The sequence below is a fragment of the Carnobacterium sp. CP1 genome (assembly GCF_001483965.1).
Lineage (GTDB): Bacteria > Bacillota > Bacilli > Lactobacillales > Carnobacteriaceae > Carnobacterium_A > Carnobacterium_A antarcticum.
This window is the reverse complement of the sequence record NZ_CP010796.1, coordinates 129,569-154,963: the sequence shown is the minus strand read 5'-3', so window position 1 is coordinate 154,963 and position 25,395 is coordinate 129,569. Positions and strand designations below refer to the sequence as shown.

The following is a 25,395-nucleotide window of genomic DNA, read 5'->3' as shown; positions in this document are numbered from 1 at the left end:
ACACTTTCTATTATTCTTTTCTATATTTCTGCTAAAAAACATCTTTCTTATTATAACAAAATCTCTTTGAACCACAAGAAAGCATTTTTAACAGCTCTTTCTTCGCCACAACAAAACAGAGTGTTCACAACAATGAATCACTCTGTTTCTTTTCTATCTCTTCTTTTGTTTGTCCTCTAAATAGCTTTCTTCTACTTTTTTAAACGCTCCTGGCTCTACTTCTTCTAAAGCAGTGGAGATCGTTTCAAGCGCTTCTTGATACTCAAACTCTTGATTAAATAATGCAAAGCTTTCAGTAATAGCACTTGAAATTTCAGGATGCGTATGGCGGTAACGATTTGCGTACTGCATCATGTATTCCGTTAACATTGCGCTGTCTACAATATCTTCTGTCTTCTCAATTAATAATTCAACATCATCATCGCATAAATCGCATAACTTTTTAATGTCTTTCATATCAATTCTCAGCTTGTTTAATTCTTTTGATAGTTCTTCAATTCGTTCTGTTGTAGCAAAAAAGAAGTCTAAATAACCTGTAGGCAAGCCAGGTAAATGTTGTTTTTCAATGTATCTCTTTACACCACGTAAGTTAAATTCAAAATCATCGATTTTAGCTTTAACTTCCATTTCTTCTTCACGCAATTCAATCAGATGATCATTGATTTCTTTTTGTTTTCCTTCAATTTGTTCTAAGGCTTTCGCATGCTCTGTGTAACTTTCTTGTACTGCGGAAAAAACGGCTTGATGATTGTTTAGTCCATCAGTAAAGGTATCAAAATTGTTTTGTATCTCCAGCAGCTCTTCTTGCATTGTTTGAGTTTTTGCTAGCTCATCGTTATTTAAGGCATAACTTTGAGCGACACGATCAATTTCAATCAGTAATTTTCGGTTTTTTTCTAATACAAATTCAATGTAATCATCTAAAACAGGTTGACGAGCTACGATAAATTCTTTCGCTTCAATTTCCAACTCCATAATATCGTATAAATGATTGATATTTTCTTCGATTTCGCGGTTTTTCATTTTTGCCTCTTCAAGTTCACAATCGGCGATCAGTCTTTCGGAAACTTGGCATTCTTTCTCAATAGCCTCAATATCGTCCAGAATCGTATCATCTAAAAACACAAATTTTTGTGCAATTAATTGTTCATATCCTTCTTTTAATTCTTCAATTTGACCAGCAAATTCGGTAGTCAGTTCTTTCAAAATCCCAGGTACTTGTTTAATCAGATGATTCAACTCTTTAGTATCAAGATCAACCTGACTTAATACTTTCTTGGCCTCAATATGGTCTCCTAAAGCAGTCAATTCTTCGATTTTCGAAAAATCTACTTCTAAAAAAGTTAATTTTTTTTCAAGTTTCTCCAAAGCTGGGCCAAACGAAAAGCTCTGTGTCAACAACTTCTTACGAATTTCTTGGTACGTTTCTTGAATACGTTTGACTTCCAAAAGATTTTTTTCTTCACTTTTCAGCAACTCTTTTAAAGCTTCTTGAATATCTGCAATGGTTATTTTGGCTCCTTCGATCAGCTCTGCTGCTTTTGTTTCTGCTTTTTTAGCATGAACCAGTTGCAAGCGATCCGTAGCCTGCTCTGCGTCAAACAAACAGTTTTCTAAATCCGGGAAAGTGGTCGTTTCAACTTTCTGCCATTCTGCTTTCAGCTTCTTGAATGTTTCTTCGGTTTGTCCAGTTAGTTGGAGATCTTTAGCGCTATGTAGATCATCGATTACTGGAAGTTCCATTAACTCAAGTTTCTGTTTTTCCAAAGCATCAATAATGGCGTAATGTTTTTTCTTCATCAAATAACTCGTTCCATAGGCAATAACTGCCAATAAAATAATCGCTATCAAAATATATTCAAAACTCATTCTAATACCTCCAGCTGAATTGGTACTTTCATTACTTGTATTTTTTTAATTTGATTTACTGACTTGTTTTCAAAAAATAGTTGTGTTCATTTAGTTTACGTTTACTTATAAAAATACCTATTGTATATTGTAACATATACAATGAAATCTAACACTACTAAACAAGGTTTTTTATTCACCTCATTTAGTAACTAACCATTTTAAAGGAGTGATTTACTTGTCAAAAGAAGCTAAATACCGATTAACTAACCAGCAACTAGCTGCTGTGATTGGTGACGAAAAAAACTTTATTGCGAATTTAAGCAATGCTGCAGCATTATTATTTGAAAATTTGCCTGATATCAATTGGGCTGGTTTCTATCTTTATGAAGAAACCTCTGGCGAACTTGTTTTAGGCCCTTTCCAAGGAAAAGTAGCCTGCATCCGTATCGAAATAGGTAAAGGTGTCTGTGGTACAGCTTTTGAAAAAAATGCATCTGTTGTGGTGGAAGACGTTAATCAATTTCCAGGTCATATCGCTTGTGACGCAGCCAGTCAATCTGAAATCGTCATTCCATTAACGATAAATAATAAAAAAATAGGCGTATTGGACATCGATGCTCCGATCACGAATCGTTTTGATACAGTGGATCAACAGTTTTTAGAACAATTTGTTGAAATCTTATTAAAAAACAGCCAGATTTAAACAAAAGTGCAACAATGCTTGACTCTTGAGAAGAATACATTGTATAATTCAAGTTGTGTAAAATAATGCAGCGTGAAAGTGGTATTCACGTCAACAGTTTATTGCCAATTATGGTGCATTTGTGTAACCTGCGGCTGCAAAGGTGAAGAATGAAAAATAAACTGCACGAAATACTGAACTATCAACTTGTTATTTTACTCCAAAAAAGAATTATTGGAGGAATTTTATTATGTCACGTTATACAGGTCCAAGTTGGAAAGTTTCTCGCCGTTTAGGCATTTCACTTTCTGGTACAGGTAAAGAAATCGAACGCCGTCCTTACGCTCCAGGTCCTCATGGTCCAAACAGCCGTAAGAAATTAACAGAATACGGTTTGCAATTACAAGAAAAACAAAAATTGCGTCACATGTACGGAATGAACGAACGTCAATTTAAAAACTTGTTCGTAAAAGCTGGTAAAATCAATGAAGGTAAACACGGTGATAACTTCATGATCTTACTAGAACAACGTTTAGATAACGTTGTTTACCGTCTAGGTTTTGCTACTACACGTCGTCAAGCTCGTCAATTAGTAAACCACGGTCACATCCTTGTTGACGGAAAACGCATTGATATTCCATCATACAGCGTTTCAGTTGGACAAGTCATCTCTGTTCGTGAAAGATCTAAAAACATGGAAATCATCAAGTCTGCTGTTGAATCATTATTCGGCCGTCCTGAATTCCTAACTTTTGATGCTGAAAAATTAGAAGGTTCATTAACTCGTTTACCATTACGTGAAGAGTTATACGCTGAAATTGATGAAGCATTCATCGTTGAGTACTACAACCGTTAATAAAACTAGATTCTATCTAGTAACTGTAAAAGCTTCGAAAGTGCTATATAATAGCCTTTCGGGCTTTTTTATTTTTAACCAACTCTCCATGTTAGTCCATGTATTTCTATTATTTTTTGGGGGAACTTTGGGGGAACTTTTTTAAAAAATAAACGGCGGACTACTAGGCATTTTGATAAAACTCTTGGATTTGTTTCCTAGGGTTATTTTAATGTTCTGTTCGCTTTACTTATCGAACGTTTGTTCGTATAATGAAATAAAAAAGGAGGGATCTTTATGTCATTCGATTACTCTGATGAGATAAGCAGCGACATTCTCTGTGTTGATGTTAAATCATTTTATGCTTCAGTTGAATGTGTTGAACGCGGCCTGCACCCATTAAAAACTATGTTGGTAGTTATGAGCAATGCAGAAAATGCTGGCGGTTTGGTTCTAGCTGCCTCCCCTTTAGCTAAAAAAGTATTAGGCATCAGTAACGTGACCAGAAAACGGGATATCCCCTATCATCCTGATTTATTGATCGTGCCTCCACGCATGCAATTTTATATAGAAAAGAATACGGAAATCAACGATATTTTTCGTAAATACGTTTCAGATGAGGATTTACATATTTACAGCATAGATGAATCATTTGTGTCTGTTAGAGCGAGCTTGAAGCTCTTTAAAAGAAAAAGCGCCTACGACTTGGCTAGAATGATTCAATACCACATTCATAAGAAAACTGGCCTTTACGTCACTATTGGAATTGGTGACAATATGCTGCTGGCTAAACTAGCTTTGGATAATGAAGCCAAATGCAACGCTAATTTGATTGCTGAATGGCGATACAAAGATGTCCCAGAAACGATTTGGAAAATAGAAAACATAACCGACATGTGGGGCATCGGAGAACGAACAGCTATACGGCTAAATAGCTTAGGGATTAAATCAGTCTATGACTTAGCACATGCAAATTTTTACCAGCTAAGAGAGTCTATGGGCCTTATTGGAGAACAGCTATACGCTGGTGCATGGGGTATCGATCGCAGCGATATTAGAGATCAGTATCGTCCTTTAGAAAAAAGTTACGGAAACTCTCAAATACTTAAAAGAGATTATTATAAAAGACATGAGATCAAAATAGTGATTCGAGAAATGGCGGAACAAGTGGCGACCCGCATTCGAAAGCACCTTTGCAAAACAGGATGTGTCAGCCTTACCGTTACCTATTCTAAGCATGAAGAAAAAGCAGGATTCTCTCGACAATTAAAAATTCCTAATACATCTAATACGAAGAAGTTAGTCGATTATTGTTTTGATATTTTCAATAAACATTATGAAGACGACATGGCTGTAAGGAGTATCGGAATTTCTTATTCAAAATTGACTTACACTAGTAATATTCAATTGGATTTATTTGAAGATCCCTCTCAACAGATCACAAATGAAAAATTAGATTTGTTGGTAGATAAAATAAGAGATAAGTATGGTTTTCAATCACTAGTACATGCTAGCAGCCTTTTAGAAGGAGCTACAGCTATTAACCGCAGCTCTCTTGTTGGTGGGCACGCTGGCGGAATGGAGGGTATCCAATGAGCTTTTTAAATGAGGAATATCGTGATCGCGGCATTAAGAAATGGGCAGGCTTTTATTTATCTGAGCATACGGCTGTCCAAGAAAAGTTATCAAGCGAAAGGACAAAAGTTAATCAGCAAAAAAGACAGATGAACCAAGGTGAAATTGAAATAGTAATAAATGAATCCATAGTAAAGAATAAGTCTGTCGCTATTCAACTTGAAAACGTAGATCAAAACGGATTTTACTATGATGACGTAGTTGGTCATATTGTTGGTGGTGACGAATTAGGTATCTTCATAAATAATACCAAAGTCGATTTTGATGAAATTCGAAACATTCAATTTGTGGTTCTAAAAAAATGGAACAACACGGATGATGATGTTTAATAGATAAAAGGAGCTGTTTAAAATGAATTTTGCTATACTCACCGGAAAAGTTGTTTCTGAAGTTAAAGTGATTAACACCGATAACGGTTCTCCCCTATGCCGTTTCACACTGAAAGTAGATGACCGTAAATTCAATTGTCTGGTCGTTGGAATGAAAGCTTATAAATTTATGTACGACATTGAAGAAGATTCGGTCATTAGTATAGAAGGAACTATAAACGATCGGATGCAATTAGTTGTGCAAGAGTACCGTCTCGATTCGAAACCTAGCTACTTTGGACAGATATTTGATTATAAAGGCAGAAAGATGCCGCATAAGAAGGTTATGTTTTGAGGAAAAAATACCCTTCTCTCTTTTTGATTGAGGATTATTTTTTATTTAAATTTAATTGTTAGATACAAATCATTAAGGTGTTTGACATACTAAAGTAGAATAAAAAAATATAAATCATTTAGAGGAGTGCTTAAATGATTTCATTAGAACAATTAATTTCTTATAAAGATGATTCACATGATATTTTTGGTAATTCTTACTTTTATGTTATTTCAGATGCAGAAAATAATCTTATATCTAAGTTAAATGGTAAAGATAGAGTAGCTCAATTACTATCGAATCATGATAACGAAGCTAAAGCTCTTTTTTACTACCAATTAAGAGAATTATCTGGTTCAAATGAAATGAAATTCGAAGTCGAAAATTGTTTCCGGGATATAGAAGGTTTCGATTTATCTAATATAGATGAATCTAGATTGAAAATAATCAAGTCTAATGTTGAAAAACCTAGTTCTTTTTAAAGGTTGAGTATTATTGCATAAAAAAAGCCCCATCCAATTTACGAAATATATTTTTAAAAGTCCACAAATGTTTATTTATAAACATTTGTGGACTTTTTTATTTTACTTAGATTTATGCTTATTTTTCTTACGGACTAACGATATTTGTTTCTTTATAATTCCAAAGTTAAAAGAAGTTAGTGCTTTTGACTTTAGACTATTTTGGCTCTTTATCAAATCGTATTGGTGTCTCTTAGATTGAAATCTCCTTCGGAACTTACCTGTTTGCTTGTAGAAAGCCATGGGAAAACCAGGAGCCTCTTTGGGTCTACAGGTTTTCAAGGCTACAAGCAGCCACTATTCCTCCAAACATTTCAAGATTGTAGCATATAGTCATTTCACTTACCAACATCTAAAATGATAGAACCCTATTTTTATCTTCCCTCTCCGGTCTCAACTCTTTCTATAGTCCATCTAATATAATAATGATAGAGCAGTAAATACAATCTAGTTCTTAACGCACCCAAAGATTCCCTTCATTTGCTCCATTTTCTTCTTCCTCAGGATTAACTTTCACATAGTTGACACAATTGAGTAAGCTTTTTCTAATTTAACTCAATAGTTTATTCTTTAATAGCCTTTTTTATCTTATAATAAATGTATTAATTAATTAATTGATTGAGGTGATTCTTTTGCTGATTGAAGTAAATGATGATTTTTTGAAAGAAATTAAGCAGATTACAGAAGCTATGAATATAACTCCTGGTGAATACCTTGAGAACCTGTATAAAAATACTCAAAATTTAAAAGATGATCTTTTAGAGGATAAAGAAGACTTTTCAACATTTGTAGAAGAATATCATTTGATTTTAAATGAACTGAGCCGCCATCAAGAAAACCTGCTGGCTTCAGTTAAGGAAATTGATGATACGCTTGTTACTCAACGTGTTTTTGAAGAGTTGATTAGATTATGCAGCGATGATATTTCAGTATTAAGCAAATTATACAAAAAATATAAAGAACAAGACGATAGGATTCAACTAATTTAAACTTCTCTCACTAGAGTCCTTCAAAACAGTTAAAGAATCTAAACAGCGAACTAATCGGTTTAAAAACAATCGCTTTATTAGTCTTTCCTTTAAAACCATAAGAAATCTTAGAGATTTCTTATGGTTTTAAAGGAGACTTTACTGTTTACTTATCGTTTTTTTCATGATAAAATGCATGGATTAAGAGAAGGTTTATACCTTTTTATTTATCAGTTTATTATTCTTTATTTAAAGATTCAGCACTTATTTTTTAGTTGACTACTATTTTTTCAAAGGAGCGTACATTGTGTACAATCAAACCATTCTTGAAGTTTCTGGTACTTCGGTCAAGTTAACCCGTAATAAAGCCACCTTCATTCTCTATTTGTCAGATGATAACGAAGCTCTCATTTTATACGATTATATGTCGCGTCACATTCAAGGAAATTAAATAAAACCGTTGAGATATCATATCTCAACGGTTTTATTTAGTTCAACGGCTTATGGATAGGCTCTAAAAGCCTGTTGATACAGCGGAAGCAGTTCAGCATAAGTTTTAAAAATAAAATCCTGTGTTTTTTGAGGGTTCACAAGCATAGGATCGTTAGCAGAGAGTTGTCGTCCAACTAAAAACTCCCCTTTTTTAATATCTCGCCATCTCATTAACCCCTTCTCCAATTCTGCTTCCTTGATAGGCATCACTTGTTCTTTAGTATGATCAAAAGAAACCACATAATCTGCAGGTAATTTTTCTAAACTGATAGAATTCTTCAGAAAATCTTGAGCCATTTCTTTTTCATGTTGCGGATTATCGATAAAAGCCAGCCAAATAAACAGATGTGTTTGGTAAAGTCCTAATTGAAAATGGGGGTATTTTTTATAACCGCGTGTATCGCCGCCAATGGCACACCATGTATCTTTTGGTGGGTTTTTTGTCCGCCTAATGTGTTGTGCAATATGAACAGGGAGCTCTTCTTCATTCAACAGTTCCGCTAACTCTTTTGAAAACACCTTGCCTAACTCTTTGAATTTAGGTTGAATCGTTTTTCGGATAGCTTTCATTCTTGGTTCTAGTCCTTCAATAGCAAAGATAGCAAAATCTTCTTGTGTAAATGTGACTGAATTCAACGCAGGTTCACTCCTTAAATATTTTTTTAATTGTATTAATCGTAATGTTAAAAAAGCGATGATTCTGCAAATAAATATCTTTATGGTATACTGGATACAATTAAACGAATAGGAAACCACTACCTTATTTCCGCCAAAGGAGAGTTTTTATGAGTCCGAATAATGTACAAGATTATTTAAATAAAGGCATGTATGGTTCTAATCAAACAAATCCCGACGAGCGTCGAAAGTATTTAGGCAGCTTGCGGGAACGTATTTATCTGACCATGACGATTGAACAAGTCCTTTCAAACAATTATATAGGCGCGCTCAAAAAAGAAATACAACTGCATCCTGATAATACCCTTTTATTGAACGGCTCTATTGATATGGAATATTTATCTCCCTATATCCAATTAAGCAATTCATTGAAGTGTCCTTTTAGAATGATCTCAGATGATAATTCTGAAAAAAGCCCTATTGGATTGGTCTATGTAGCCCCTGCAGCTGTAAATGTCGATGTCGTTGACGTCTCAGAGAAGTACCCTGAGCCTGAACCAGATCAGGAAAAAAAAGCTCCTAAAAAGAAATCTTTTTTCAAAAGATTCTTTTCATAAAAAATTGAATGGACAAAAAAACCAGTTAAGTCATATTGCTTAACTGGTTTTCTGCTTTCGGTCCAGCTTTCTTAATCGAATTCACAAATCAATTATCGGTATTTTTATCGTTCAACTAAAAAATCTGTTACTTTATTTTCTGGTCTCCATTCGAAATTAACGACTGGTTCATCCCCGCCTATCAGCCCTTCACCTATTTTGATAAAGCCCAGTTTGTTTAATACATGTTGCGATTTTTTATGGTAAAGATATGTTTTTGCGCTAATCGTTTGAATGTGTTGACTAGCAGATAACCAGTTCAAAAAAACAGCAGCAGCCTCTGTAGCATATCCTTGTCCTGCATAAGAATCCACTATGCCGTACCCTAATTCAGTCATTCCCGTTTTACCAGGATTACCTTGAGCACTGACCTCACCGATGATTTTATTTTCCTTTTTCAACACAACAAGACGTGTCCATTTTTCCATATCCGGTTCTTTTTTTACTTCTTCTAATACAAACGGCAAATAAAAAAAGAATTCTACTCCTGGCCATTCTTTTGCTACTGTATAACCAGACACTTCCATTAGTGCTTCATCGCTGATCAAAGTGGCTTCTATGAAAGAGGCTTTGTAGGGGACTAACAGCAAACGTTCTGTTTCTAGAATTGTCATGCCCGTGATCTCACTTTCTATTCTTAATTTTTTCAGTGCTTCGTTTAGTAAAGATTTGTAAAAAAACTTCTCAAGTATATAGCGTTTAAGTAAAGGTTTAATCGATTGCTTTCAATAGTTCCAAAACCATGTAAGCAGATTGTTTACCTGCTTCAATGATAAATTCATCAAAGCTGACGCCTGCCTCTTCATCTGCTACATCTGACATAGCCCGCACAATGATAAACGGTTTATTAAATTGGAAGCACACTTGAGCAATCGCTGCTCCTTCCATTTCAGCGGCTAAAGCATCGGGAAAATGCTCGAGTATGCTAGCTGTTGCTCCTTTTCCAGCAACAAAAGAATCGCTGGTGACGATCACGCCTTGGACCGGAGCTAAACCAACAGCTTTAGCTGCTTCAGCAGTCTTTTCCATTAACCCTTTATCTGCTGGATAACGTGCTGGCATTTGCGGTACTTGGCCAATTGCATAACCAAAGACAGTTGCATCAACGTCATGATAAGCTAATTCTGTTGAGATCACTACATCTCCAACCTTTAGGCCTTTTCCGATACCACCTGCTGAACCAGTGTTGATCACTGCTTCGACGCCGTACTGAGCAATCAACAAGGTTGCGGCAATGGCTGAATTCACTTTCCCAATACCCGACTGAACTAAAAACACTTCATGATTGGCTACCATCCCAGAAATAAAAAAGGCATTGGCTTGTGACCATTCTTTTTTATTTGTTAGTTGTTTTTCTAATAGTGCTATTTCTTCTGCCATCGCTCCAATAATTCCAATTTTCATGCGATTTCTCCTTTAAATTTAAATTAAGAAAACAATAATCAATACAATAATCAATAATATCGATACCACGATAATCGCTTTCGTTAATAACCGATCTACATTTCGGTATTTATCATTTTCGGTTTTTCGACTTTTAGTGATTTTACCTTCTTTTTCTAATTTTTTTTGATAAGCTTTTTCAACTTTTTCTCGTTCTTTCGCTCGCTTTTTCGTTTCTTTTTCTTCCTGTTCTTTTGCTTTTCTTAATTCTGATCTTGTTTTTTGATCCATTTGTTGGTTCACACCTCTTTAGTCCTTTTTTCCAAGTTTCATTTTCCAATAAAACAGAGCAAAAACAGTTTTAGCATCAATAATAATTTGCTGTTCGTAAGCTTCCCATGCTTCTTCAAACGTTAGCGTTAAGATTTCGAGAAACTCATCTTCATCTTGTAAAAGCGGTTGGTCAATTTTTGTTAATCCCTCTGCTCGATAAATATGCATCAGTTCATTTGTGAAACCAGGTGAAGAGTAAAATGAAGTTTCAAGTTCAAACGTTGCTGCTTGATAACCCGTCTCTTCTTCAAGCTCTCTTTTACCGGTTTCTAAAGGGTCTTTATCTGTATCATCGATTTTTCCTGCTGGTATCTCTAAAATAGTCTTTTCAATTGCTTTACGGAATTGTTTTACAAACACCATTTTTCCATCCGATGTAAAAGGCATAATGGCTGCTGCTCCAGCATGTTTTACCAATTCCCGACTAGCTTGCTTTCCATTTGGCAACAGGACTTCTTCCACCCAATATTCCGTTATATTCCCTTTGTAAATCAATTCACTGCTGACGGTTTTTTCTTCAAATTCCAAGTTTGTTCCTCCTGAGTGTTCCAGACTTCTTACATATCATACCGTTCTAGCTTTCATTTTTCAATCCTGAAGTAAAGAAACCTTCTCTTAAACATTTCTTTATTTCTGTTGGTTATTATTTCTTTTCTCGAATCCGAGCAAAAGTCGTAGTCAGAAATCCATCTTTAGTCTGATGGGCCTTTTCCTATTTTTTATGATAAAATAAGAGATGAAGAATGAGTGGAGATCAAGGGACCAAAATAAAAAAATGGAGTGAATAGAATGAATACTTTCCTTAAAAACCTTGGAGATATTTTCCGCTACACTTTCACTAGTGTCACAACGGTTTTAATATTTCTAGTGCTGATGTTTATCTTGAATATTGGATTTTGGTGGTCTTTAATCATCAGTGTTGTCATAGGAGCTTTTTTCTTTTATAAACAAAATGACAACAAGAATAATACACCTCATCAGAAGCTGCGCAAAGTCTCTTCTGAAAAAGAAGCTTTTTATAAAGCGAATGGTATGGATAAAGAAGAAATCCATTTTTTCAGAGAAACCATGTACACCGCCAAATTACAGATTTTGACTTTAGAAAAAAATATGAATGCTGTTTCTAAATTGAAAGCTATCGAACAACGCAACAATACCATTCATTTGGTTAAGTCTTTATTTAAAGAAATCACTGCCGAACCCCGTCGCCTTCATGAAGTAGATAAATTTCTCTATGTGCACTTGCCTTCCCTAACTGATTTAACCAATAAATACCTTGAAATCAGCCAACATGAAGTGAAAAACAAATCTACTTTCACTGTCTTAGATCAAAGTGCGACAACCATTGACGAAATGTGCCGTTTGATAGCAGTAGATTATGTAGCTTTTAAATCAGGGGATTTTGACGATATGAGCTTAGAGGTAGAACTTGCAAAGAAAGCTATTGAACGCGATAATGGTGAAACCAATACGATTGAAGATGATGAACTTTAAAGGAACAGGGAGATGAGTTTATGACTGAACAAAATAATGAACTTGAAAAAAATAAAACAACGATTAAAGAAGTCAGTTCTGAATTAGATGATTTGCTAGCTAATCCTTTTGGAGAAGCTGCTTCGGATCATTCAGTTGAAAAAGCGGCTATCGAAAACGAAATGGTTGAAACAGATAAGTCTGACCGTTTAATTAATCGCTTGCCAGAAGAACGACAAGTACAAGCAAGAGCTTTAGCAGAACAAATTGATGTTTCCAATATTCAATCGGTTATGAGTTATGGTGCTGCTGCTCAGCAAAAATTAGGTGAGTTTTCTCATTCCATGTTAAACCATGTTCAAAACCAAGATACTGGAGAAATCGGCGACTCTTTAAACGATTTGATGTACCGCTTAAATGAGGCTAATCCTGAAGATTTAAGAGCCGAAGACAATAATGTCTTTAAAAAAATATTTGGACGCGTTAGAAAATCCATCTATGAAATGACCGCAAAATATCAAAAAATCGGCGCACAAATTGATAAGATCGGTGTAAAGCTAGATCAAGAAAAAAACGGGTTAATTAATGACAATATGATGTTGGAACAACTTTACCAAAAAAATAAAGATTATTTCGATGCTTTAAACATTTACATTGCTGCTGGTGAAATCAAGATCGATGAACTGTTGGATACTTTGATCCCTGAAGCTGTAAAAATTGCCGAAAACAGTTCCAATCAAATGGATGTACAGACAGTCAATGATTTGAATCAGTTTTTGGATCGTTTAGAAAAAAGAACTCATGATTTAAAATTAGCTCGTCAAATGACCATTCAACAAGCTCCTCAAATTCGGTTGATACAAAATACAAATCAAGCATTAGCAGAAAAAATCCAATCTTCGATCAATACTGCGATTCCTCTTTGGAAAAACCAAATTGCTATTGCTTTGACCTTATTGCGTCAAAAAGATGCGGTCACTGCTCAACGTCAAGTTTCTGAAACAACCAATGACTTGCTCAAGAAAAATTCTGAGATGTTAAAAATATCCTCTATTGAAACAGCAAAAGAAAATGAGCGAGGCATTATTGATATTGAAACGTTGCAAAAAACACAAAGCGATTTAATCGAAACGTTACAAGAAACGTTACAAATTCAAAAAGATGGTCGCATAAAACGAAAAGAAGCAGAAAAAGAATTGACCGTTATGGAAACTACCTTAAAAGATAAATTACTAGAATTAACCACCGATCAGTCATAACAAACAAATACAAAAAGGCCTTACCGTTGTTTAATGGAAAGGCCTTTTTATATTTTTACTGCAACCGCATCTGGTTACTTTTACATCAGAATAAGAAAAAGTTTTACATGAATTACTTTTTTCTCTTCTTAGAACGATCAAACCATGGTACACTATCTAGTGTGATAATCGATTCCGTATCTATATATAGTACCTGATCGTTTTTCAAGACTAATAAGTATTATTAGGAGGTTGACTTATAATGGAAACTACTATTGATTTAGATTGTGAAAAAAACTACAATCATTTTTACTTAACTGTGCTCAAACGCGATGGTCGCTTGGTGCCATTTCAAAAAGAAAAACTTTATGAATCGTTGGCTAAAGCTGAGGTCCAAGTCCATCAGACTATCTCAGAATCAACAAAAAAGCATTTGGCACTGCTCACTGATCAAATAAAAAAGAAAATCATTCAGCAGAACCAGCAAGAAATTACATTCGATGAAATCCAAATGATTGTTGAAGAAACATTAAAACGGGAACAACTACCCCTTCTTGTTGAAGCTTATATTGCTTATCGTATTCAAAAAAATTCTCTACGGGCTAAGAATACGGATATTAACTATGCCGTTAATCGATTATTAGTTAAAGATCACCTGCTCATTAATGAAAATGCTAATAAAGACAGCGACATTTTTAATACTCAGCGTGATTTAACCGCTGGGATTGTTGGAAAATCAATTGGACTCAAGCTTTTACCAGAGCATGTCGGCAATGCTCATCAAAAAGGCGACATTCACTATCACGATTTAGATTATCATCCCTATTCCCCTATGACCAACTGCTGCTTAATAGATTTCGAAGGAATGTTAGCCAAAGGATTTAAAATCGGCAACGCTGAAGTAGAGCCACCTAAATCTATTCAAACCGCTGCTGCTCAGATGGCGCAGATTATTGCGAATGTGGCATCAAGCCAATATGGCGGATGCAGTGCCGATCGTATCGATGAAGTTCTTGCTCCCTATGCACAATTAAATTTTAAAAAACATTTAAAGACAGCTACCGAATGGATTGAAAATAAAGAAAAAAGACTTGATTTTGCTATAGAAAAAACCAAAAAAGATATTTATGATGCTATGCAAAGTTTAGAATATGAGATCAATACACTCTTTTCTTCTCAAGGACAAACGCCCTTTACAACTATTGGCTTTGGTTTAGGAACCGATTGGCTTGCACGCGAGATTCAAACCGCTATTTTATCTATTCGTACAGCAGGAATCGGTAAAGAAAAGCGAACTGCTATTTTTCCTAAACTCATTTTCAGCCTTAAACGTGGGACTAATCTGGAACAGTCTGATCCGAATTATGACATCAAACAACTGGCTATAACCTGTGCAACAAAAAGAATGTATCCTGATGTTTTGATGTATGACAAAATTGTAGAACTAACGGGCAGTTTTAAAACTCCCATGGGATGTCGTTCATTTCTGCAGGGTTGGAAAGATGCCAATGGAATTGAAGTGAATTCCGGCCGTATGAACTTAGGTGTGGTTACTTTGAATTTGCCGCGAATCGCACTTGAATCTAAAAGGAAACAGACTATTTTTTGGTCTCTACTAAAAGAACGTGTCCAAACCTGCAAAGACGCTTTGCTTTATAGAGTTGATCGAACAAAAGAAGCTACCCCTAGCAACGCTCCTATTCTTTACCAACACGGGGTTTTTGGCGAACGATTATCAACTACAGCAGCCGTTGATGAGCTATTTAAAAATAAGCGGGCTACTGTTTCATTAGGTTATATCGGTCTTTATGAGGTTGCGACCGTTTTTTATGGCTCAGAATGGGAAACAAACCCACGCGCCAAAGAATTCACCTTAGCTATTTTAAGCTATTTAAAAAAACAGACAGACAGTTGGAGCGAGTATTATGGATATCATTTCAGCGTCTATTCTACTCCAAGTGAAAGCTTAACAGACCGCTTTTGCCGTTTGGACACTGATAAATTTGGTTTAATTCCTGATATTACAGAAAAAGAATATTACACCAATAGTTTTCATTATGATGTCAGAAAAAAACCAACCCCTTTCGAAAAATTGACTTTTGAGAAAGATTATCCTAAATATACAAGTGGCGGTTTTATTCATTATTGTGAATACCCAAATATGCAGCAAAACCCGAAAGCCCTAGAAGCTGTTTGGGATTTTGCTTATGATCAAGTGGGTTATCTCGGAACAAACACGCCAATTGACTATTGTTACCAGTGTGACTTTAAAGGAGATTTTCTCCCTACTGAAAAAGGATTCGAATGCCCAGAATGCGGCAACCGAGATCCTAAAAAATGTGATGTGGTTAAACGTACCTGTGGGTATTTAGGCAATCCTCAAGCAAGGCCTATGGTACATGGACGCCACCGAGAAATTGCTGCCCGAGTCAAACATATGAATTAAAAAATCATAATTCACTAGGAGGAACTTCGAAATGAAAAAACCGAACCCACAGGAATGGCTAGCGCAAGATTTTAGTCGTATGAAAGTTGCTGATTATAAACCCTTTAATTTTGTTGATGGTGAAGGAGTTCGTTGCAGCTTGTATGTAAGTGGTTGTTTATTTGCCTGTAAAGGCTGTTACAATAAAATTGCTCAAAGTTTTGATTATGGCCAGCCTTACACTACAGCATTAGAAGACCAAATTATGGTTGATTTAAGTCAATCTTATGTACAGGGACTTACCCTTTTAGGAGGAGAACCATTTTTAAATACCGGGATAACGGTTCCTCTTGCAAAACGTGTAAAAGAAGAATTTGGGGCTGCTAAAGACATTTGGGCTTGGACCGGCTATACTTGGTCAGAATTAATGTTAGAATCTAGTGACAAGCTGGAATTGCTCTCTTATCTAGATGTTTTAATAGACGGCCGTTTTGTATTAGCAAAACGTGATTTAACTCTACCTTTTAGAGGGAGTTCAAACCAGAAAATCATTGATGTCCAACAATCTTTAGCTCACAATTCCCTTATTTTATGGGAAGAAAAGAGCTAAATAACCGATTTTCCTTCTTTTTTTGTACCGAATAGTGCGTATCATTTGAACTGTGAACAAAATGTGTCTATACTAATAAGTGTAATAGATTTATTACAAAACAAATGTACTTATACAGAAAGAGGAGGAAATAACATGGGATTTATTTGGTCATTAATAGTAGGTGGCGTTCTAGGAGCAATAGCAGGAATGATTTTAGGTAAAGATGTTCCTGGTGGTATTATTGGTAACATTATTGTAGGATTTATCGGTTCATGGATCGGTTCTTCTCTATTAGGAAACTGGGGACCAATCATTGGTGGTTTTGCTATTTTACCCGCTTTAATCGGTGCTGTAATTTTAATCTTTATCTTCTCATTGATTGTTGGAAGACGTAAAGGTTAAATAGACCTTTTTTCTTAAGCAAATCAATATATTAAAAAACTCTTTGGGGCCTATTCTCCCAAAGAGATTTTTTTATTTTTTATAAAAAGGAGGAACAAAGATGAGCAGTGAATATTATTCTTTGATTGTAACAGCTCCAATTGATTCTGTTTTAAACAGCATTAATGAACCAGCTAATTGGCTGCCTTTTTTGCCAGGATTTAAACAGCTCATACCGCTTACATCTGATACATACCAAGTCTCTATGCTCTTATCGCTCGGATCAATAGAACGGGAAACAATATTAACGTTTTATTTCACCCCTAGCTCAAATCCCAATCAACTCGCTTTTGACTATTCTTCAAAAAATAAGAGTGTCACTGGAAGCGGCAAGCTGATCCTCTCTTCTGAATCTATTGCTGAAACACAAATTGAAATTTTTCTAGACCTTAGATTAAAAGGAAAAAGAAACTTACTGCTTGCGCCTATGCTTGCTTCTGTTAAAAGAAAATGGGCTCAAGATTTATTAACACAAATGAAACAACTTTTAGAAAATTGATTTTTAAATTCTAACCCATACAAAAAAGGAGCAATTTTGTTTATTGCTCCTTTAACTACTTTATTTAATTAAAGTTTAACGACATTCGCTGCTTGAGCGCCACGATTTCCTTCGATAATTTCAAACTCAACCGGTTGGCCTTCTTCCAAGGTCTTAAATCCGTCACCAGTGATTGCGCTAAAGTGGACAAATACATCATCGCCGCCTTCAACTTCAATAAAACCAAAGCCTTTTTCAGCGTTGAACCATTTTACTGTTCCTTTTTCCATCTCATTCTCACCTGCCATTACATTGATTTGCAACAGTATTCTTTTCAAAAAAATTCAGGTCTTTACTATTCTTAAAAATAATCGTCCATATAACTATTTTTACAAAAAGGATAAACCGTTACTATTACCAATTATAACGTAGTGTATTCTATCGTGCAAGGGGTTACTTTGTTTCTATATCAGCTTTCTAGAAAAAAAAGAGGTTGGGACAAAAGTCCCAACCTCTTTTGCATATCCGAATATTTATTCTAGAACGTGTTCCAAAAAGCAGACCCGACATCCACTTCACGAATAATGCTCGATGGTCTGTGACCATACTGCGCTTATTCGTTCCAGTGATTCGGGTCTAAACGCTTTTTGTCTCACTCCCTTTTCGTTTAATCTGTTTCTGTAACCAAAGCTTCAGGATAATTTTCTGAAACGATTGCTGCACAGCGAGCACACAATGTTGGAGCTGATTTGTTTACTCCTACATCTTCTTTAATGGCTCGACATCTTTCACATGTTTCTCCATGAGCATGCTCAACAACAATTGCTAAAGAATCGAATTGTAAAGCTGTTTCAGGCGCTTCTTTTTTATCACCAGCAATTTCTAATTCAGAAACAATCAGCAATTGACCGATATTGCTGTTTAAAGAAACAAATAGATCTTTTGTTTGCTCAGTGGGATATAGAGTCAATTTAGCTTCAAATGATTTACCAATTTTCTTTTCATTACGAGCCTCTTCTAATGCTTTTTGAACATCTTGACGGATGTCCATAAAAGCACCCCACATATCCAATAACTCTGATTCATTCTCATATTCTTCAACTTGAGGCATTTCAGCTAGTTGAACATATACTTCTTCTTCGCTTAAGTGCGCCCAAATTTCTTCAGCAGTATGCGGTAAAATAGGCGTCAATAGTTTAGCCATTTTTACGACTACTTCATAAAAGACAGTTTGCATAGCACGACGTTCGTAAGCGTCTTCGGCTTCAATATAAACGACATCTTTCGCAAAATCAAGATAGAATTGAGATAAATCAACCGTACAGAAATTATTGATCAATTGATAAATAGCAGAAAACTCATATTTATCATAATTTTTTTCAACTTTTTCTACCAATTGGTTCAAACGAATAAGCATATATTTATCAACGGAACGCAAATCACTAAATTCCACAGTATGCTCCGCTGGTTGGAAATCTGACGTGTTAGCTAATAAAAAGCGCATAGTGTTCCGAATTTTGCGGTAAACTTCTGAAACTTGTTTCAAAATATCGTCACTAACACGTACGTCAGCTTGAGTATCTACACTTGAAACCCACAAACGGATAATATCAGCACCCATTTGCTTCGTCACTTTATCAGGAGACATCGTATTTCCAATTGATTTGCTCATTTTACGTCCTTCGCCGTCTAAAACCATTCCTTGAGATAAGACTGTTTTATAAGGAGCAACGCCATTAATAGCTACGCTAGTTGTAATGCTGGAGTTGAACCAACCACGGTATTGATCAGAGCCTTCCAAATACATATCAGCTGGGAAAGACAAATTAGCTCTGCCTTTCAAGACAGCTTCATGAGAAGATCCAGAGTCAAACCAAACATCCATAATATCCGTTTCTTTTGTGAAACTATTATTCGGACTTGAAGGATGAACAAAGCCTTTTGGCAATAAATCTTTTGCTTCACGCTCAAACCAAATATTAGAGCCGTATTCGCCAAACAACTTCGCTACATGATCGATTGTTTCTGGAGTAATGATTGGTTCCCCGTTTTCACCATAAAAAATCGGCAATGGTACACCCCAAGCGCGTTGACGAGAAATAACCCAATCGCCACGGTCTCTTACCATATTGTATAGACGCTGCATTCCCCATTTTTGAACCCACTCTACGCCTTCAACTGCGTTTAAAATGTCTTCACGGACTTTGTCGATAGACGCAAACCATTGAGGAGTTGCTCGGAAGATAACCGGTTTTTTTGTGCGCCAGTCATGCGGATAACTATGCATAAAGAAGCTCAAACTTAATAATGCGCCTTTTTCTTCTAGCATATCCGTGATAATCTTATTGCCTTTATCATAAAAAACGCCTTCCAGACCTGGTGCTTCATCAGTGAAACAGCCTCGGTCATCAATTGGCGATAAAACACCCAATTTATATTTTTGACCGATAATATAGTCATCGTCACCATGCCCAGGGGCTGTATGAACTAAACCAGTACCTGCGTCAAGAGTGACATGATCGCCTAAAATGACTAATGACGTCCGGTCGTATAATGGATGCTGAGCCGTCATGAATTCCATATCTTTTCCTTTTAATTCGCTGATGACTTCAACTTGTTTCCAACCAATTTCTTCTGCAACAGTTTCAACTAACTCTTTTGCTAAAACATATTTTTTGCCATCTGCTACGACCACAGCGTATTCGTATTCTGGGTGAACTGCGATTCCTAAGTTAGATGGAATTGTCCAAGGCGTTGTAGTCCAGATGACTAGAGAAGTAGCTTCGTCGATCAAACCTTTGCCATCAACTATTTTAAAAGCAACATAAATACTAGGTGATTTTACATCTTTGTATTCAATTTCCGCTTCGGCTAAAGCTGACTCACTAGACGGTGACCAATAAATAGGTTTCAGCCCTTTGTAAATATAGCCTTTTTCGGCCATTTTTCCAAAAACACGGATTTGAGCTTCTTCATAATCTGGTGTCAAAGTAACATAAGGATGGTCCCATTCCCCTGCAACTCCTAAACGTTTAAAGTCTTCACGTTGTTTGTTGATTTGTTCCCATGCATATTGTTCACATAGTTTACGAAACTCTGCGACAGACATTTCTTTACGTTTAACTCCTTTATTCGTTAACGCTTGTTCAATTGGCAGTCCATGTGTATCCCACCCAGGAACATACGGAGAACGGAATCCTGACATGGATTTATAACGAATAATAATATCTTTACTGATTTTGTTTAAAGCATGTCCAATATGGATGTTCCCATTAGCGTATGGAGGGCCATCGTGGAGAATAAATGTAGGCTTAGTTTCATTTAATTTTTGACGTTGCTCATAAACGTCTGCTTCTGCCCAATCTTTTTGCCATTCCATTTCGCGTACAGGTAAGTTTCCACGCATTGGAAAAGAAGTTTTTCCCAACTGCAATGTCTCTTTCATTTTCATTAGTTCATTCCTCCATCTTTAATCTGGTGCTTATTTTATTAGCGTACTGCTTTGGCCTTTAAATTGCAAATTCATTGTACAAAAAAAAGACTCCACCCCTCAAAGGGACGAAATCTCGTGGTACCACCCAAGTTCAGAAAACAAAACGTTTTCTCTCAAGTAATTGTTAACGGAAATCAACCGGCTGATTTTACTAATACATTCAAATCAACACTCCTGGGGGATCTGACACTAAAAAGGGCCTGTTAGACTTTCACCATCTTCTAACTCGCTAAAAAGGTTTTTTAATGCTTTCTGTCCCATTCATCGTTTTATGCTTTTGGCAATTCAATTGCAGGCAACGTGCCTTCTGTTTGTTCTTCTTGTTCTTCAGATTCTGCTTCTTTTGCCGAAGTACCTTCATCCGTTGTTTCAGTAGATACGTCAGTTTCTGTCTTTTCCTCTTTAAGATCTTCGTCATCAACTTCTGTTGCTTGGATATCAGAAAGCATTTCTTTCAATGTTGGGAGTTCTAATGCTTCTTCTTGTGAAGGTTTCAGAATATCTTCCCATTCTTCATTCTTGACCATTTCCAATTGTGATTCGATCATCAACTGTAACCGTTGTTTAAAGACTCTGCTTTGTCTTCTCAACTCATCTGTTTCAGTCGTGATTTTTTTCGCTTTGGCAACAGCTTCATCTAATAAACGATCTGCGTTCTTTTCTGCTTCTAAACTAATCAATTCTGCTTCTTTAGCAGCATTCTCTTTCAAGCGATCTGCAGCATCTTGAGCTACAATGATCGATTTGTTTAATGCATCTTGTAAATTATTGTAATGAGTCACTTTTTCTTCAGAAAATTTTAAATTCTTTTCCAATTCGCGGTTTTCTTTCAATACCATTTCATAATCTTTAATGATTTGGTCTAAATAATCATTTACTTCATCTTGGTCATATCCACGCATCTTGACTGGGAACTCTTTGTTATGTATATCTAAGGGAGTTAACACCATCTAAGACACCTCCATCATCTGAATTGATTGTACTCTTAAGCTTTTAATTAAACGATTTACTATTAGAATACCTAAACAAGGCTATTTATGCAAGACCCCAAATTGTATCCGCCATTTATCCTTTTTAGTTTTTCCTTCGATTTCTTGGATTTGAAGCCTTCCAAAGCCACGTACAGAAACAATATCTAGTAATCCTAATTCAAAATCAGGCCGCGTTATTTCTGCCCAATTTAATTTTATTTTACCTGACTCAACCATTTGTTTAGCACGTTGTCTAGAGATATTAAACAATGTAGCAATAACTGTGTCTAGCCGCATAGAAGAAACCGTTTCTTGTACTACAGTCCAGCTGTCGATCGGCAGCAGCATATCTAAATAGGTTTTCTCTTCAATACGCACTGAAACATTGCCTATTTTGTCCACTTGATTTAATACGAAACTCTTCATGCTGTCTTCAACAAAAAATTGCCACTTTTCGCCATCGGAAATAATGTCGCCAAAATACTCTCTTTTTAGTCCGGTCGAAAGTAATGTCCCTAAAACTTTTCCATGTGACATTTTTGCAAACTTAAGTGGATAGCGTATTTCACACAAGGTAATATCAAATTCATCTTGTTTGGGAATGTAATATTCAGGACAAATGTACACTCTAACACGTTCGGCAGCTTCATAGCCGCCGAATGTATAGAGTTTTATCTCGCTTCTTTTTCCAACAATCGTTTCCACTATATAAGCTTGTCTTGGATCCAAGAAATTGGTCAGATAAGGAGCATATTGATCTTCACATGCTCTTATCCAGCCAGTAACTTGATCAATAAAAGGTCGTTCTTCTTTTCTAAAATGTTGGTAGACATTCTCTAACATCAGGAACCCTCCTAGGTCAGAAGCCGAAAAATAATCTTAAAACGATTTGGTAAAGAGAAAACAATCCTCTTTGTGCTAGATTCAATACAAGAATAGCAACAATCCCTGAGATACTGATCATTCCAATTGGTGGAATGATGCGTCTAAAAAAGCCTAAGTAAGGCTCGCAAATTCGGGTTAAAAGCTGTCCGAATTTAGATTGATAGGCTCCCGGCATCCAAGACATCAATATATAAATAATGATGATTGTTGAATACACTTGGATTAGTTTTGATAAAATCATATACAATCCAGAAATAATAGTAATCACGTTTAGGCTAATCCTCTTTTCTAATATAAATCTTTGTCTCTCATGATATCCGTTAAAGCTCCATCGATAGCAACATTATGTGGAGTACATAAGAAAATCTCATCTCCGATTCGTTGGATATCGCCATCAAGAGCATAAACCGTTCCAGTTAAAAAGTCGACGATTCTTTTAGCTTGATTTTCATCCATCCGAACAAAGTTTAACACAACGGATTGGTTGTTTAATAAGACATCCGCTATTTCTTGAACTTCTGAGTAAACTCTCGGCTCAAAAATAGTGATCTTAGCTTGTTGTGGGGTAGGCTGTTGGCTAATGGACACCACTTTATTGCTTTTTGCTTGTTCGCGTCTTGTATTGATAATTGGAGTCGCTGATGTTTCAGTCTGTCGTTGTTTATTGAGTTTAGAAGCAATAGGAGTATCAACTTCTTTCGTTGACTCCATTTCATCATAATTTGTTTCGTCTTCTTCATCCAATCCAAAAAAACGATTAAAATTATTCATCATTCCCATTTTAACTCCTCCTCATTATGCAAGTTTTGATACCAAAATTACATTCTAGTCTTTGAATAAAGAAGTCCCTACTCTAATGTAAGTTGCTCCTTCTTCTACAGCAATCTGATAATCTTCACTCATTCCCATACTTAATTCAGTACATGGAGCATAACTTAATGCTTTTTCTGCTATTTTTCGTTGGCATTCTTTTAATGTTGCAAAAGTTGTGCGAAGGATAGCTGTATCAGCAGTTAACGGAGCCATAGTCATTAACCCAATGACTTTGATTTTCGGATAATCAGCTAATTGTTGAATAAATTCATCTAATTCATCAGGATGAACCCCACTTTTAGTTGCTTCTCCACTGACATTAACTTGGACGAAACAAGAAATAGTCGCTTCAGCTCGTTTTTCAATTTCTTTTGCCAATGACAGCCGATCAAGCGAATGCAGATAGTCAATTCGGTTGATAACATTCTTCACTTTTCTAGTTTGCAAGTTCCCAATAAAATGCCATGATATTTCTTGATCAGCAAGAGCTTCTTGTTTTAGAGCTAAGCCTTCAGGACGGTTCTCAGCTAAATGCCGAAAGCCTTCCTGAACGATTGCTTTGGTGAGTTCAATTGAAACACTTTTAGTAACAGCGATAACTTGTACTTCAGATCTTTTCCGATCAACTGTTTCTAAAGACTGGTTCAGTTTCTCTTCAAGCTGCAGCACGTTTTTATGAATATCTGCCATTTTTTATTTACGGCGTCTTCTGAAGAAAGGAGGAGTATCGAGATTATCATCATCGTTACTGTGGCCTCTATCTTGTTTTTCTTCACGTTTGAAGACGTCAAACTCCGGTTTTTCGTTGTTAAAAGTTGATTCATCTTGTTTATTTGAAGCATTTTGATCACGAACATTAGGCTCACGGCGAATATCCCAGTCACCGAATGGATCTTTTGGAGCACGTGGTTGTGAATTAGCTTGAGAATCATTTGATCCTAAAGCACGGCTGCGTCCAGAACTTTGTGGACGTACATCTCCTGTTTTAGTTGTATCGATTCCCGTAGCTATCACGGTTACGATAACTTCATCCCCCAGATTTTCATTGATGGATGTTCCAAAAATAATATTTACTTCTGTAGTAGAGGCTGAAGAAACAATATCGGAAGCATCTTGGGCTTCAAATAGTGTCAAATCAGAACCGCCTGTAATATTCAGCAAGACAGATTCAGCTCCATCAATAGAAACTTCGAGCAAAGGCGATGAAATAGCTTTTTTCGTTGCTTCTGCTGTTCTATTTTCACCACTGGCCATTCCGATACCCATTAAAGCCGAACCTTGGTTTTCCATAACAGTCTTAACATCAGCAAAGTCTAAGTTAACATATCCAGGAGCTGTGATTAAATCAGAGATCCCTTGAACCCCTTGGCGTAAAACATTGTCTGCTTCATGAAAAGCTTCTAGCATTGGTGTTTTTTTATCAACAATCTCTAATAAGCGGTTATTCGAAATAATAACTAAGGTGTCAACGTGTTCTTTCATTTGTGCTACCCCTTCAGCCGCAAAACGACCGCGCTTTGGTCCTTCAAATGTGAATGGACGTGTAATGACACCAACGGTCAAAGCACCTTGTTCTTTTGCAATACGTGCTACGATAGCAGCAGCACCTGTACCAGTACCTCCGCCCATGCCGGCTGTTACAAAAATCATATCTGCTCCGCGTAAAGCTTCAGCTATTTGTTCTTCACTTTCTTCTGCTGCTTTGCGTCCGATATCTGGGTTTGCTCCTGCACCTAAACCTCGTGTTAACTTAGGTCCTAATTGAATTTTCACTTCTGCATTTGATCCCGCAAGTGCTTGAATATCCGTATTAGCTACGATAAATTCTACACCTTTAACTCCTTCATCAATCATGCGGTTAACCGCATTGTTTCCTGCTCCGCCGACACCGATAACCTTAATAATTGCCCCATTAGCTGGATTTGTATCAAACTCTAATTCCATTCTATTTCCTCCTACTTGCACTTTTTAGT

29 protein-coding genes and 1 other annotated feature are annotated in these 25,395 nt (G+C 36.1%); of the genes, 15 read left to right on the top strand and 14 right to left on the bottom strand.

Going from position 1 to position 25,395, the window contains the following annotated elements; translation table 11 throughout:
* Positions 1–153 precede the first annotated feature (153 nt).
* Positions 154–1,869 (bottom strand): septation ring formation regulator EzrA, encoded by a 1,716-nt coding sequence (locus tag NY10_RS00895; protein ID WP_058918219.1) that lies wholly within the window; start codon positions 1,867–1,869, stop codon positions 154–156.
* A 217-nt stretch (positions 1,870–2,086) separates the two neighbouring features.
* Between NY10_RS00895 and msrC the strand changes: the two genes are divergently transcribed.
* The 8 genes from msrC (at position 2,087) to NY10_RS12520 (ending at position 7,585) form a co-directional block, all read left to right on the top strand.
* Positions 2,087–2,554, top strand: a complete 468-nt coding sequence (msrC, locus tag NY10_RS00890) for a free L-methionine (R)-S-oxide reductase MsrC (RefSeq protein WP_058918218.1) — start codon at positions 2,087–2,089, stop codon at positions 2,552–2,554.
* 229 nt (positions 2,555–2,783) lie between these two features.
* Positions 2,784–3,389 (top strand): 30S ribosomal protein S4, encoded by a 606-nt coding sequence (gene rpsD, locus NY10_RS00885; RefSeq protein WP_058918217.1) that lies wholly within the window; start codon positions 2,784–2,786, stop codon positions 3,387–3,389.
* A gap of 276 nt (positions 3,390–3,665) precedes the next feature.
* Complete coding sequence (locus NY10_RS00880) at positions 3,666–4,964, top strand: Y-family DNA polymerase (RefSeq protein WP_058918216.1); 1,299 nt, start codon at positions 3,666–3,668, stop codon at positions 4,962–4,964.
* The gene (locus tag NY10_RS00875) at positions 4,961–5,332 is read left to right on the top strand and encodes a hypothetical protein (protein ID WP_058918215.1); all 372 of its coding nucleotides are present in this window, start codon (positions 4,961–4,963) and stop codon (positions 5,330–5,332) included. Before NY10_RS00880 ends, NY10_RS00875 begins: the two co-directional genes overlap by 4 nt.
* 22 nt (positions 5,333–5,354) lie before the next feature.
* Positions 5,355–5,666: a hypothetical protein gene (locus NY10_RS00870; protein ID WP_058918214.1), complete on the top strand. Its 312-nt coding sequence runs from the start codon at positions 5,355–5,357 to the stop codon at positions 5,664–5,666.
* Between the two features lie 134 nt (positions 5,667–5,800).
* Entirely contained in the window at positions 5,801–6,127 is a 327-nt protein-coding gene (locus tag NY10_RS00865) for a hypothetical protein (RefSeq protein WP_058918213.1), read from the top strand.
* A 671-nt stretch (positions 6,128–6,798) separates the two neighbouring features.
* Positions 6,799–7,155 carry a hypothetical protein gene (locus NY10_RS00855; protein ID WP_058918211.1) on the top strand — a complete coding sequence of 119 codons (357 nt, stop codon included), beginning with the start codon at positions 6,799–6,801 and terminating at the stop codon, positions 7,153–7,155.
* A 286-nt stretch (positions 7,156–7,441) separates the two neighbouring features.
* Positions 7,442–7,585 (top strand): hypothetical protein, encoded by a 144-nt coding sequence (locus tag NY10_RS12520; protein WP_156413243.1) that lies wholly within the window; start codon positions 7,442–7,444, stop codon positions 7,583–7,585.
* Between the two features lie 50 nt (positions 7,586–7,635).
* Here NY10_RS12520 and NY10_RS00850 read toward each other — a convergent pair whose 3' ends face one another.
* Positions 7,636–8,262 carry a DUF1054 family protein gene (locus tag NY10_RS00850; protein ID WP_058918210.1) on the bottom strand — a complete coding sequence of 209 codons (627 nt, stop codon included), beginning with the start codon at positions 8,260–8,262 and terminating at the stop codon, positions 7,636–7,638.
* 149 nt (positions 8,263–8,411) lie between these two features.
* Between NY10_RS00850 and NY10_RS00845 the strand changes: the two genes are divergently transcribed.
* Positions 8,412–8,858 carry a YueI family protein gene (locus tag NY10_RS00845; protein WP_058918209.1) on the top strand — a complete coding sequence of 149 codons (447 nt, stop codon included), beginning with the start codon at positions 8,412–8,414 and terminating at the stop codon, positions 8,856–8,858.
* A 104-nt stretch (positions 8,859–8,962) separates the two neighbouring features.
* On the opposite strand, the gene NY10_RS00840 is transcribed toward NY10_RS00845, so the two are convergent.
* The 4 genes from NY10_RS00840 to NY10_RS00825 form a co-directional block, all read right to left on the bottom strand.
* Positions 8,963–9,511 (bottom strand): GNAT family N-acetyltransferase, encoded by a 549-nt coding sequence (locus NY10_RS00840; protein WP_058918208.1) that lies wholly within the window; start codon positions 9,509–9,511, stop codon positions 8,963–8,965.
* A gap of 97 nt (positions 9,512–9,608) precedes the next feature.
* On the bottom strand, positions 9,609–10,301 hold the full coding sequence (locus tag NY10_RS00835; protein ID WP_058918207.1) for a 5'-methylthioadenosine/adenosylhomocysteine nucleosidase: 693 nt from the start codon (positions 10,299–10,301) through the stop codon (positions 9,609–9,611).
* A gap of 18 nt (positions 10,302–10,319) precedes the next feature.
* Positions 10,320–10,571 carry a cell wall synthase accessory phosphoprotein MacP gene (macP, locus tag NY10_RS00830; protein ID WP_058918206.1) on the bottom strand — a complete coding sequence of 84 codons (252 nt, stop codon included), beginning with the start codon at positions 10,569–10,571 and terminating at the stop codon, positions 10,320–10,322.
* An 18-nt stretch (positions 10,572–10,589) separates the two neighbouring features.
* Positions 10,590–11,141: an NUDIX hydrolase gene (locus tag NY10_RS00825; protein WP_058918205.1), complete on the bottom strand. Its 552-nt coding sequence runs from the start codon at positions 11,139–11,141 to the stop codon at positions 10,590–10,592.
* Between the two features lie 261 nt (positions 11,142–11,402).
* Here NY10_RS00825 and NY10_RS00820 point away from each other — a divergent pair, with 261 nt between their 5' ends.
* The 6 genes from NY10_RS00820 to NY10_RS00795 all read left to right on the top strand — a co-directional run bounded on the left by NY10_RS00820 (position 11,403) and on the right by NY10_RS00795 (position 17,281).
* Positions 11,403–12,107, top strand: a complete 705-nt coding sequence (locus NY10_RS00820) for a 5-bromo-4-chloroindolyl phosphate hydrolysis family protein (protein ID WP_058918204.1) — start codon at positions 11,403–11,405, stop codon at positions 12,105–12,107.
* Between the two features lie 20 nt (positions 12,108–12,127).
* Positions 12,128–13,345 (top strand): toxic anion resistance protein, encoded by a 1,218-nt coding sequence (locus NY10_RS00815; RefSeq protein WP_082664144.1) that lies wholly within the window; start codon positions 12,128–12,130, stop codon positions 13,343–13,345.
* 241 nt (positions 13,346–13,586) lie between these two features.
* On the top strand, positions 13,587–15,770 hold the full coding sequence (gene nrdD / locus NY10_RS00810) for an anaerobic ribonucleoside-triphosphate reductase (protein WP_058918203.1): 2,184 nt from the start codon (positions 13,587–13,589) through the stop codon (positions 15,768–15,770).
* Between the two features lie 31 nt (positions 15,771–15,801).
* Positions 15,802–16,359: an anaerobic ribonucleoside-triphosphate reductase activating protein gene (gene nrdG / locus NY10_RS00805; RefSeq protein WP_058918202.1), complete on the top strand. Its 558-nt coding sequence runs from the start codon at positions 15,802–15,804 to the stop codon at positions 16,357–16,359.
* 135 nt (positions 16,360–16,494) lie between these two features.
* The gene (locus tag NY10_RS00800; protein ID WP_058918201.1) at positions 16,495–16,743 is read left to right on the top strand and encodes a GlsB/YeaQ/YmgE family stress response membrane protein; all 249 of its coding nucleotides are present in this window, start codon (positions 16,495–16,497) and stop codon (positions 16,741–16,743) included.
* 100 nt (positions 16,744–16,843) lie between these two features.
* On the top strand, positions 16,844–17,281 hold the full coding sequence (locus NY10_RS00795; RefSeq protein WP_058918200.1) for an SRPBCC family protein: 438 nt from the start codon (positions 16,844–16,846) through the stop codon (positions 17,279–17,281).
* A gap of 68 nt (positions 17,282–17,349) precedes the next feature.
* On the opposite strand, the gene cspD is transcribed toward NY10_RS00795, so the two are convergent.
* The 8 genes from cspD to ftsZ all read right to left on the bottom strand — a co-directional run bounded on the left by cspD (position 17,350) and on the right by ftsZ (position 25,366).
* Positions 17,350–17,550, bottom strand: coding sequence for a cold-shock protein CspD (gene cspD, locus NY10_RS00790; protein ID WP_058918199.1), 201 nt, complete (start codon positions 17,548–17,550; stop codon positions 17,350–17,352).
* Positions 17,551–17,927: 377 nt separating this feature from the next.
* On the bottom strand, positions 17,928–20,711 hold the full coding sequence (gene ileS, locus NY10_RS00785; RefSeq protein WP_058918198.1) for an isoleucine--tRNA ligase: 2,784 nt from the start codon (positions 20,709–20,711) through the stop codon (positions 17,928–17,930).
* Positions 20,712–20,811: 100 nt separating this feature from the next.
* Positions 20,812–21,027, bottom strand: a binding site (T-box leader).
* The gene (locus tag NY10_RS00780) at positions 21,023–21,703 is read right to left on the bottom strand and encodes a DivIVA domain-containing protein (RefSeq protein ID WP_082664143.1); all 681 of its coding nucleotides are present in this window, start codon (positions 21,701–21,703) and stop codon (positions 21,023–21,025) included. It overlaps the preceding feature by 5 nt.
* A gap of 81 nt (positions 21,704–21,784) precedes the next feature.
* Positions 21,785–22,567, bottom strand: coding sequence for a YlmH family RNA-binding protein (locus NY10_RS00775; protein ID WP_058918197.1), 783 nt, complete (start codon positions 22,565–22,567; stop codon positions 21,785–21,787).
* 16 nt (positions 22,568–22,583) lie between these two features.
* A complete protein-coding gene (locus tag NY10_RS00770) occupies positions 22,584–22,850 on the bottom strand; it encodes a YggT family protein (RefSeq protein WP_082664255.1) in 267 nt (88 codons plus the stop codon).
* A 47-nt stretch (positions 22,851–22,897) separates the two neighbouring features.
* Entirely contained in the window at positions 22,898–23,389 is a 492-nt protein-coding gene (locus tag NY10_RS00765; RefSeq protein WP_058918196.1) for a cell division protein SepF, read from the bottom strand.
* Positions 23,390–23,434: 45 nt separating this feature from the next.
* Positions 23,435–24,112, bottom strand: coding sequence for a YggS family pyridoxal phosphate-dependent enzyme (locus NY10_RS00760; RefSeq protein ID WP_058918195.1), 678 nt, complete (start codon positions 24,110–24,112; stop codon positions 23,435–23,437).
* A gap of 3 nt (positions 24,113–24,115) precedes the next feature.
* Complete coding sequence (gene ftsZ / locus NY10_RS00755) at positions 24,116–25,366, bottom strand: cell division protein FtsZ (RefSeq protein WP_058918194.1); 1,251 nt, start codon at positions 25,364–25,366, stop codon at positions 24,116–24,118.
* Between the last annotated feature and the right edge of the window lie 29 nt (positions 25,367–25,395).

Bases quoted from the DNA above. Each gene is read 5' to 3' on its own strand.
- NY10_RS00895 (WP_058918219.1), bottom strand. From the start codon at position 1,869: ATGAGTTTTGAATATATTTTGATAGCGATTATTTTATTGGCAGTTATT.
- rpsD (WP_058918217.1), top strand. From the start codon at position 2,784: ATGTCACGTTATACAGGTCCAAGTTGGAAAGTTTCTCGCCGTTTAGGC.
- NY10_RS00880 (WP_058918216.1), top strand. From the start codon at position 3,666: ATGTCATTCGATTACTCTGATGAGATAAGCAGCGACATTCTCTGTGTT.
- NY10_RS00875 (WP_058918215.1), top strand. From the start codon at position 4,961: ATGAGCTTTTTAAATGAGGAATATCGTGATCGCGGCATTAAGAAATGG.
- NY10_RS00870 (WP_058918214.1), top strand. From the start codon at position 5,355: ATGAATTTTGCTATACTCACCGGAAAAGTTGTTTCTGAAGTTAAAGTG.
- NY10_RS00865 (WP_058918213.1), top strand. From the start codon at position 5,801: ATGATTTCATTAGAACAATTAATTTCTTATAAAGATGATTCACATGAT.
- NY10_RS00845 (WP_058918209.1), top strand. From the start codon at position 8,412: ATGAGTCCGAATAATGTACAAGATTATTTAAATAAAGGCATGTATGGT.
- NY10_RS00840 (WP_058918208.1), bottom strand. From the start codon at position 9,511: ATGACAATTCTAGAAACAGAACGTTTGCTGTTAGTCCCCTACAAAGCC.
- NY10_RS00835 (WP_058918207.1), bottom strand. From the start codon at position 10,301: ATGAAAATTGGAATTATTGGAGCGATGGCAGAAGAAATAGCACTATTA.
- macP (WP_058918206.1), bottom strand. From the start codon at position 10,571: ATGGATCAAAAAACAAGATCAGAATTAAGAAAAGCAAAAGAACAGGAA.
- NY10_RS00820 (WP_058918204.1), top strand. From the start codon at position 11,403: ATGAATACTTTCCTTAAAAACCTTGGAGATATTTTCCGCTACACTTTC.
- NY10_RS00815 (WP_082664144.1), top strand. From the start codon at position 12,128: ATGACTGAACAAAATAATGAACTTGAAAAAAATAAAACAACGATTAAA.
- nrdD (WP_058918203.1), top strand. From the start codon at position 13,587: ATGGAAACTACTATTGATTTAGATTGTGAAAAAAACTACAATCATTTT.
- nrdG (WP_058918202.1), top strand. From the start codon at position 15,802: ATGAAAAAACCGAACCCACAGGAATGGCTAGCGCAAGATTTTAGTCGT.
- NY10_RS00800 (WP_058918201.1), top strand. From the start codon at position 16,495: ATGGGATTTATTTGGTCATTAATAGTAGGTGGCGTTCTAGGAGCAATA.
- NY10_RS00795 (WP_058918200.1), top strand. From the start codon at position 16,844: ATGAGCAGTGAATATTATTCTTTGATTGTAACAGCTCCAATTGATTCT.
- cspD (WP_058918199.1), bottom strand. From the start codon at position 17,550: ATGGAAAAAGGAACAGTAAAATGGTTCAACGCTGAAAAAGGCTTTGGT.
- ileS (WP_058918198.1), bottom strand. From the start codon at position 20,711: ATGAAAATGAAAGAGACATTGCAGTTGGGAAAAACTTCTTTTCCAATG.
- NY10_RS00780 (WP_082664143.1), bottom strand. From the start codon at position 21,703: ATGGTGTTAACTCCCTTAGATATACATAACAAAGAGTTCCCAGTCAAG.
- NY10_RS00775 (WP_058918197.1), bottom strand. From the start codon at position 22,567: ATGTTAGAGAATGTCTACCAACATTTTAGAAAAGAAGAACGACCTTTT.
- NY10_RS00770 (WP_082664255.1), bottom strand. From the start codon at position 22,850: ATGATTTTATCAAAACTAATCCAAGTGTATTCAACAATCATCATTATT.
- NY10_RS00765 (WP_058918196.1), bottom strand. From the start codon at position 23,389: ATGGGAATGATGAATAATTTTAATCGTTTTTTTGGATTGGATGAAGAA.
- NY10_RS00760 (WP_058918195.1), bottom strand. From the start codon at position 24,112: ATGGCAGATATTCATAAAAACGTGCTGCAGCTTGAAGAGAAACTGAAC.
- ftsZ (WP_058918194.1), bottom strand. From the start codon at position 25,366: ATGGAATTAGAGTTTGATACAAATCCAGCTAATGGGGCAATTATTAAG.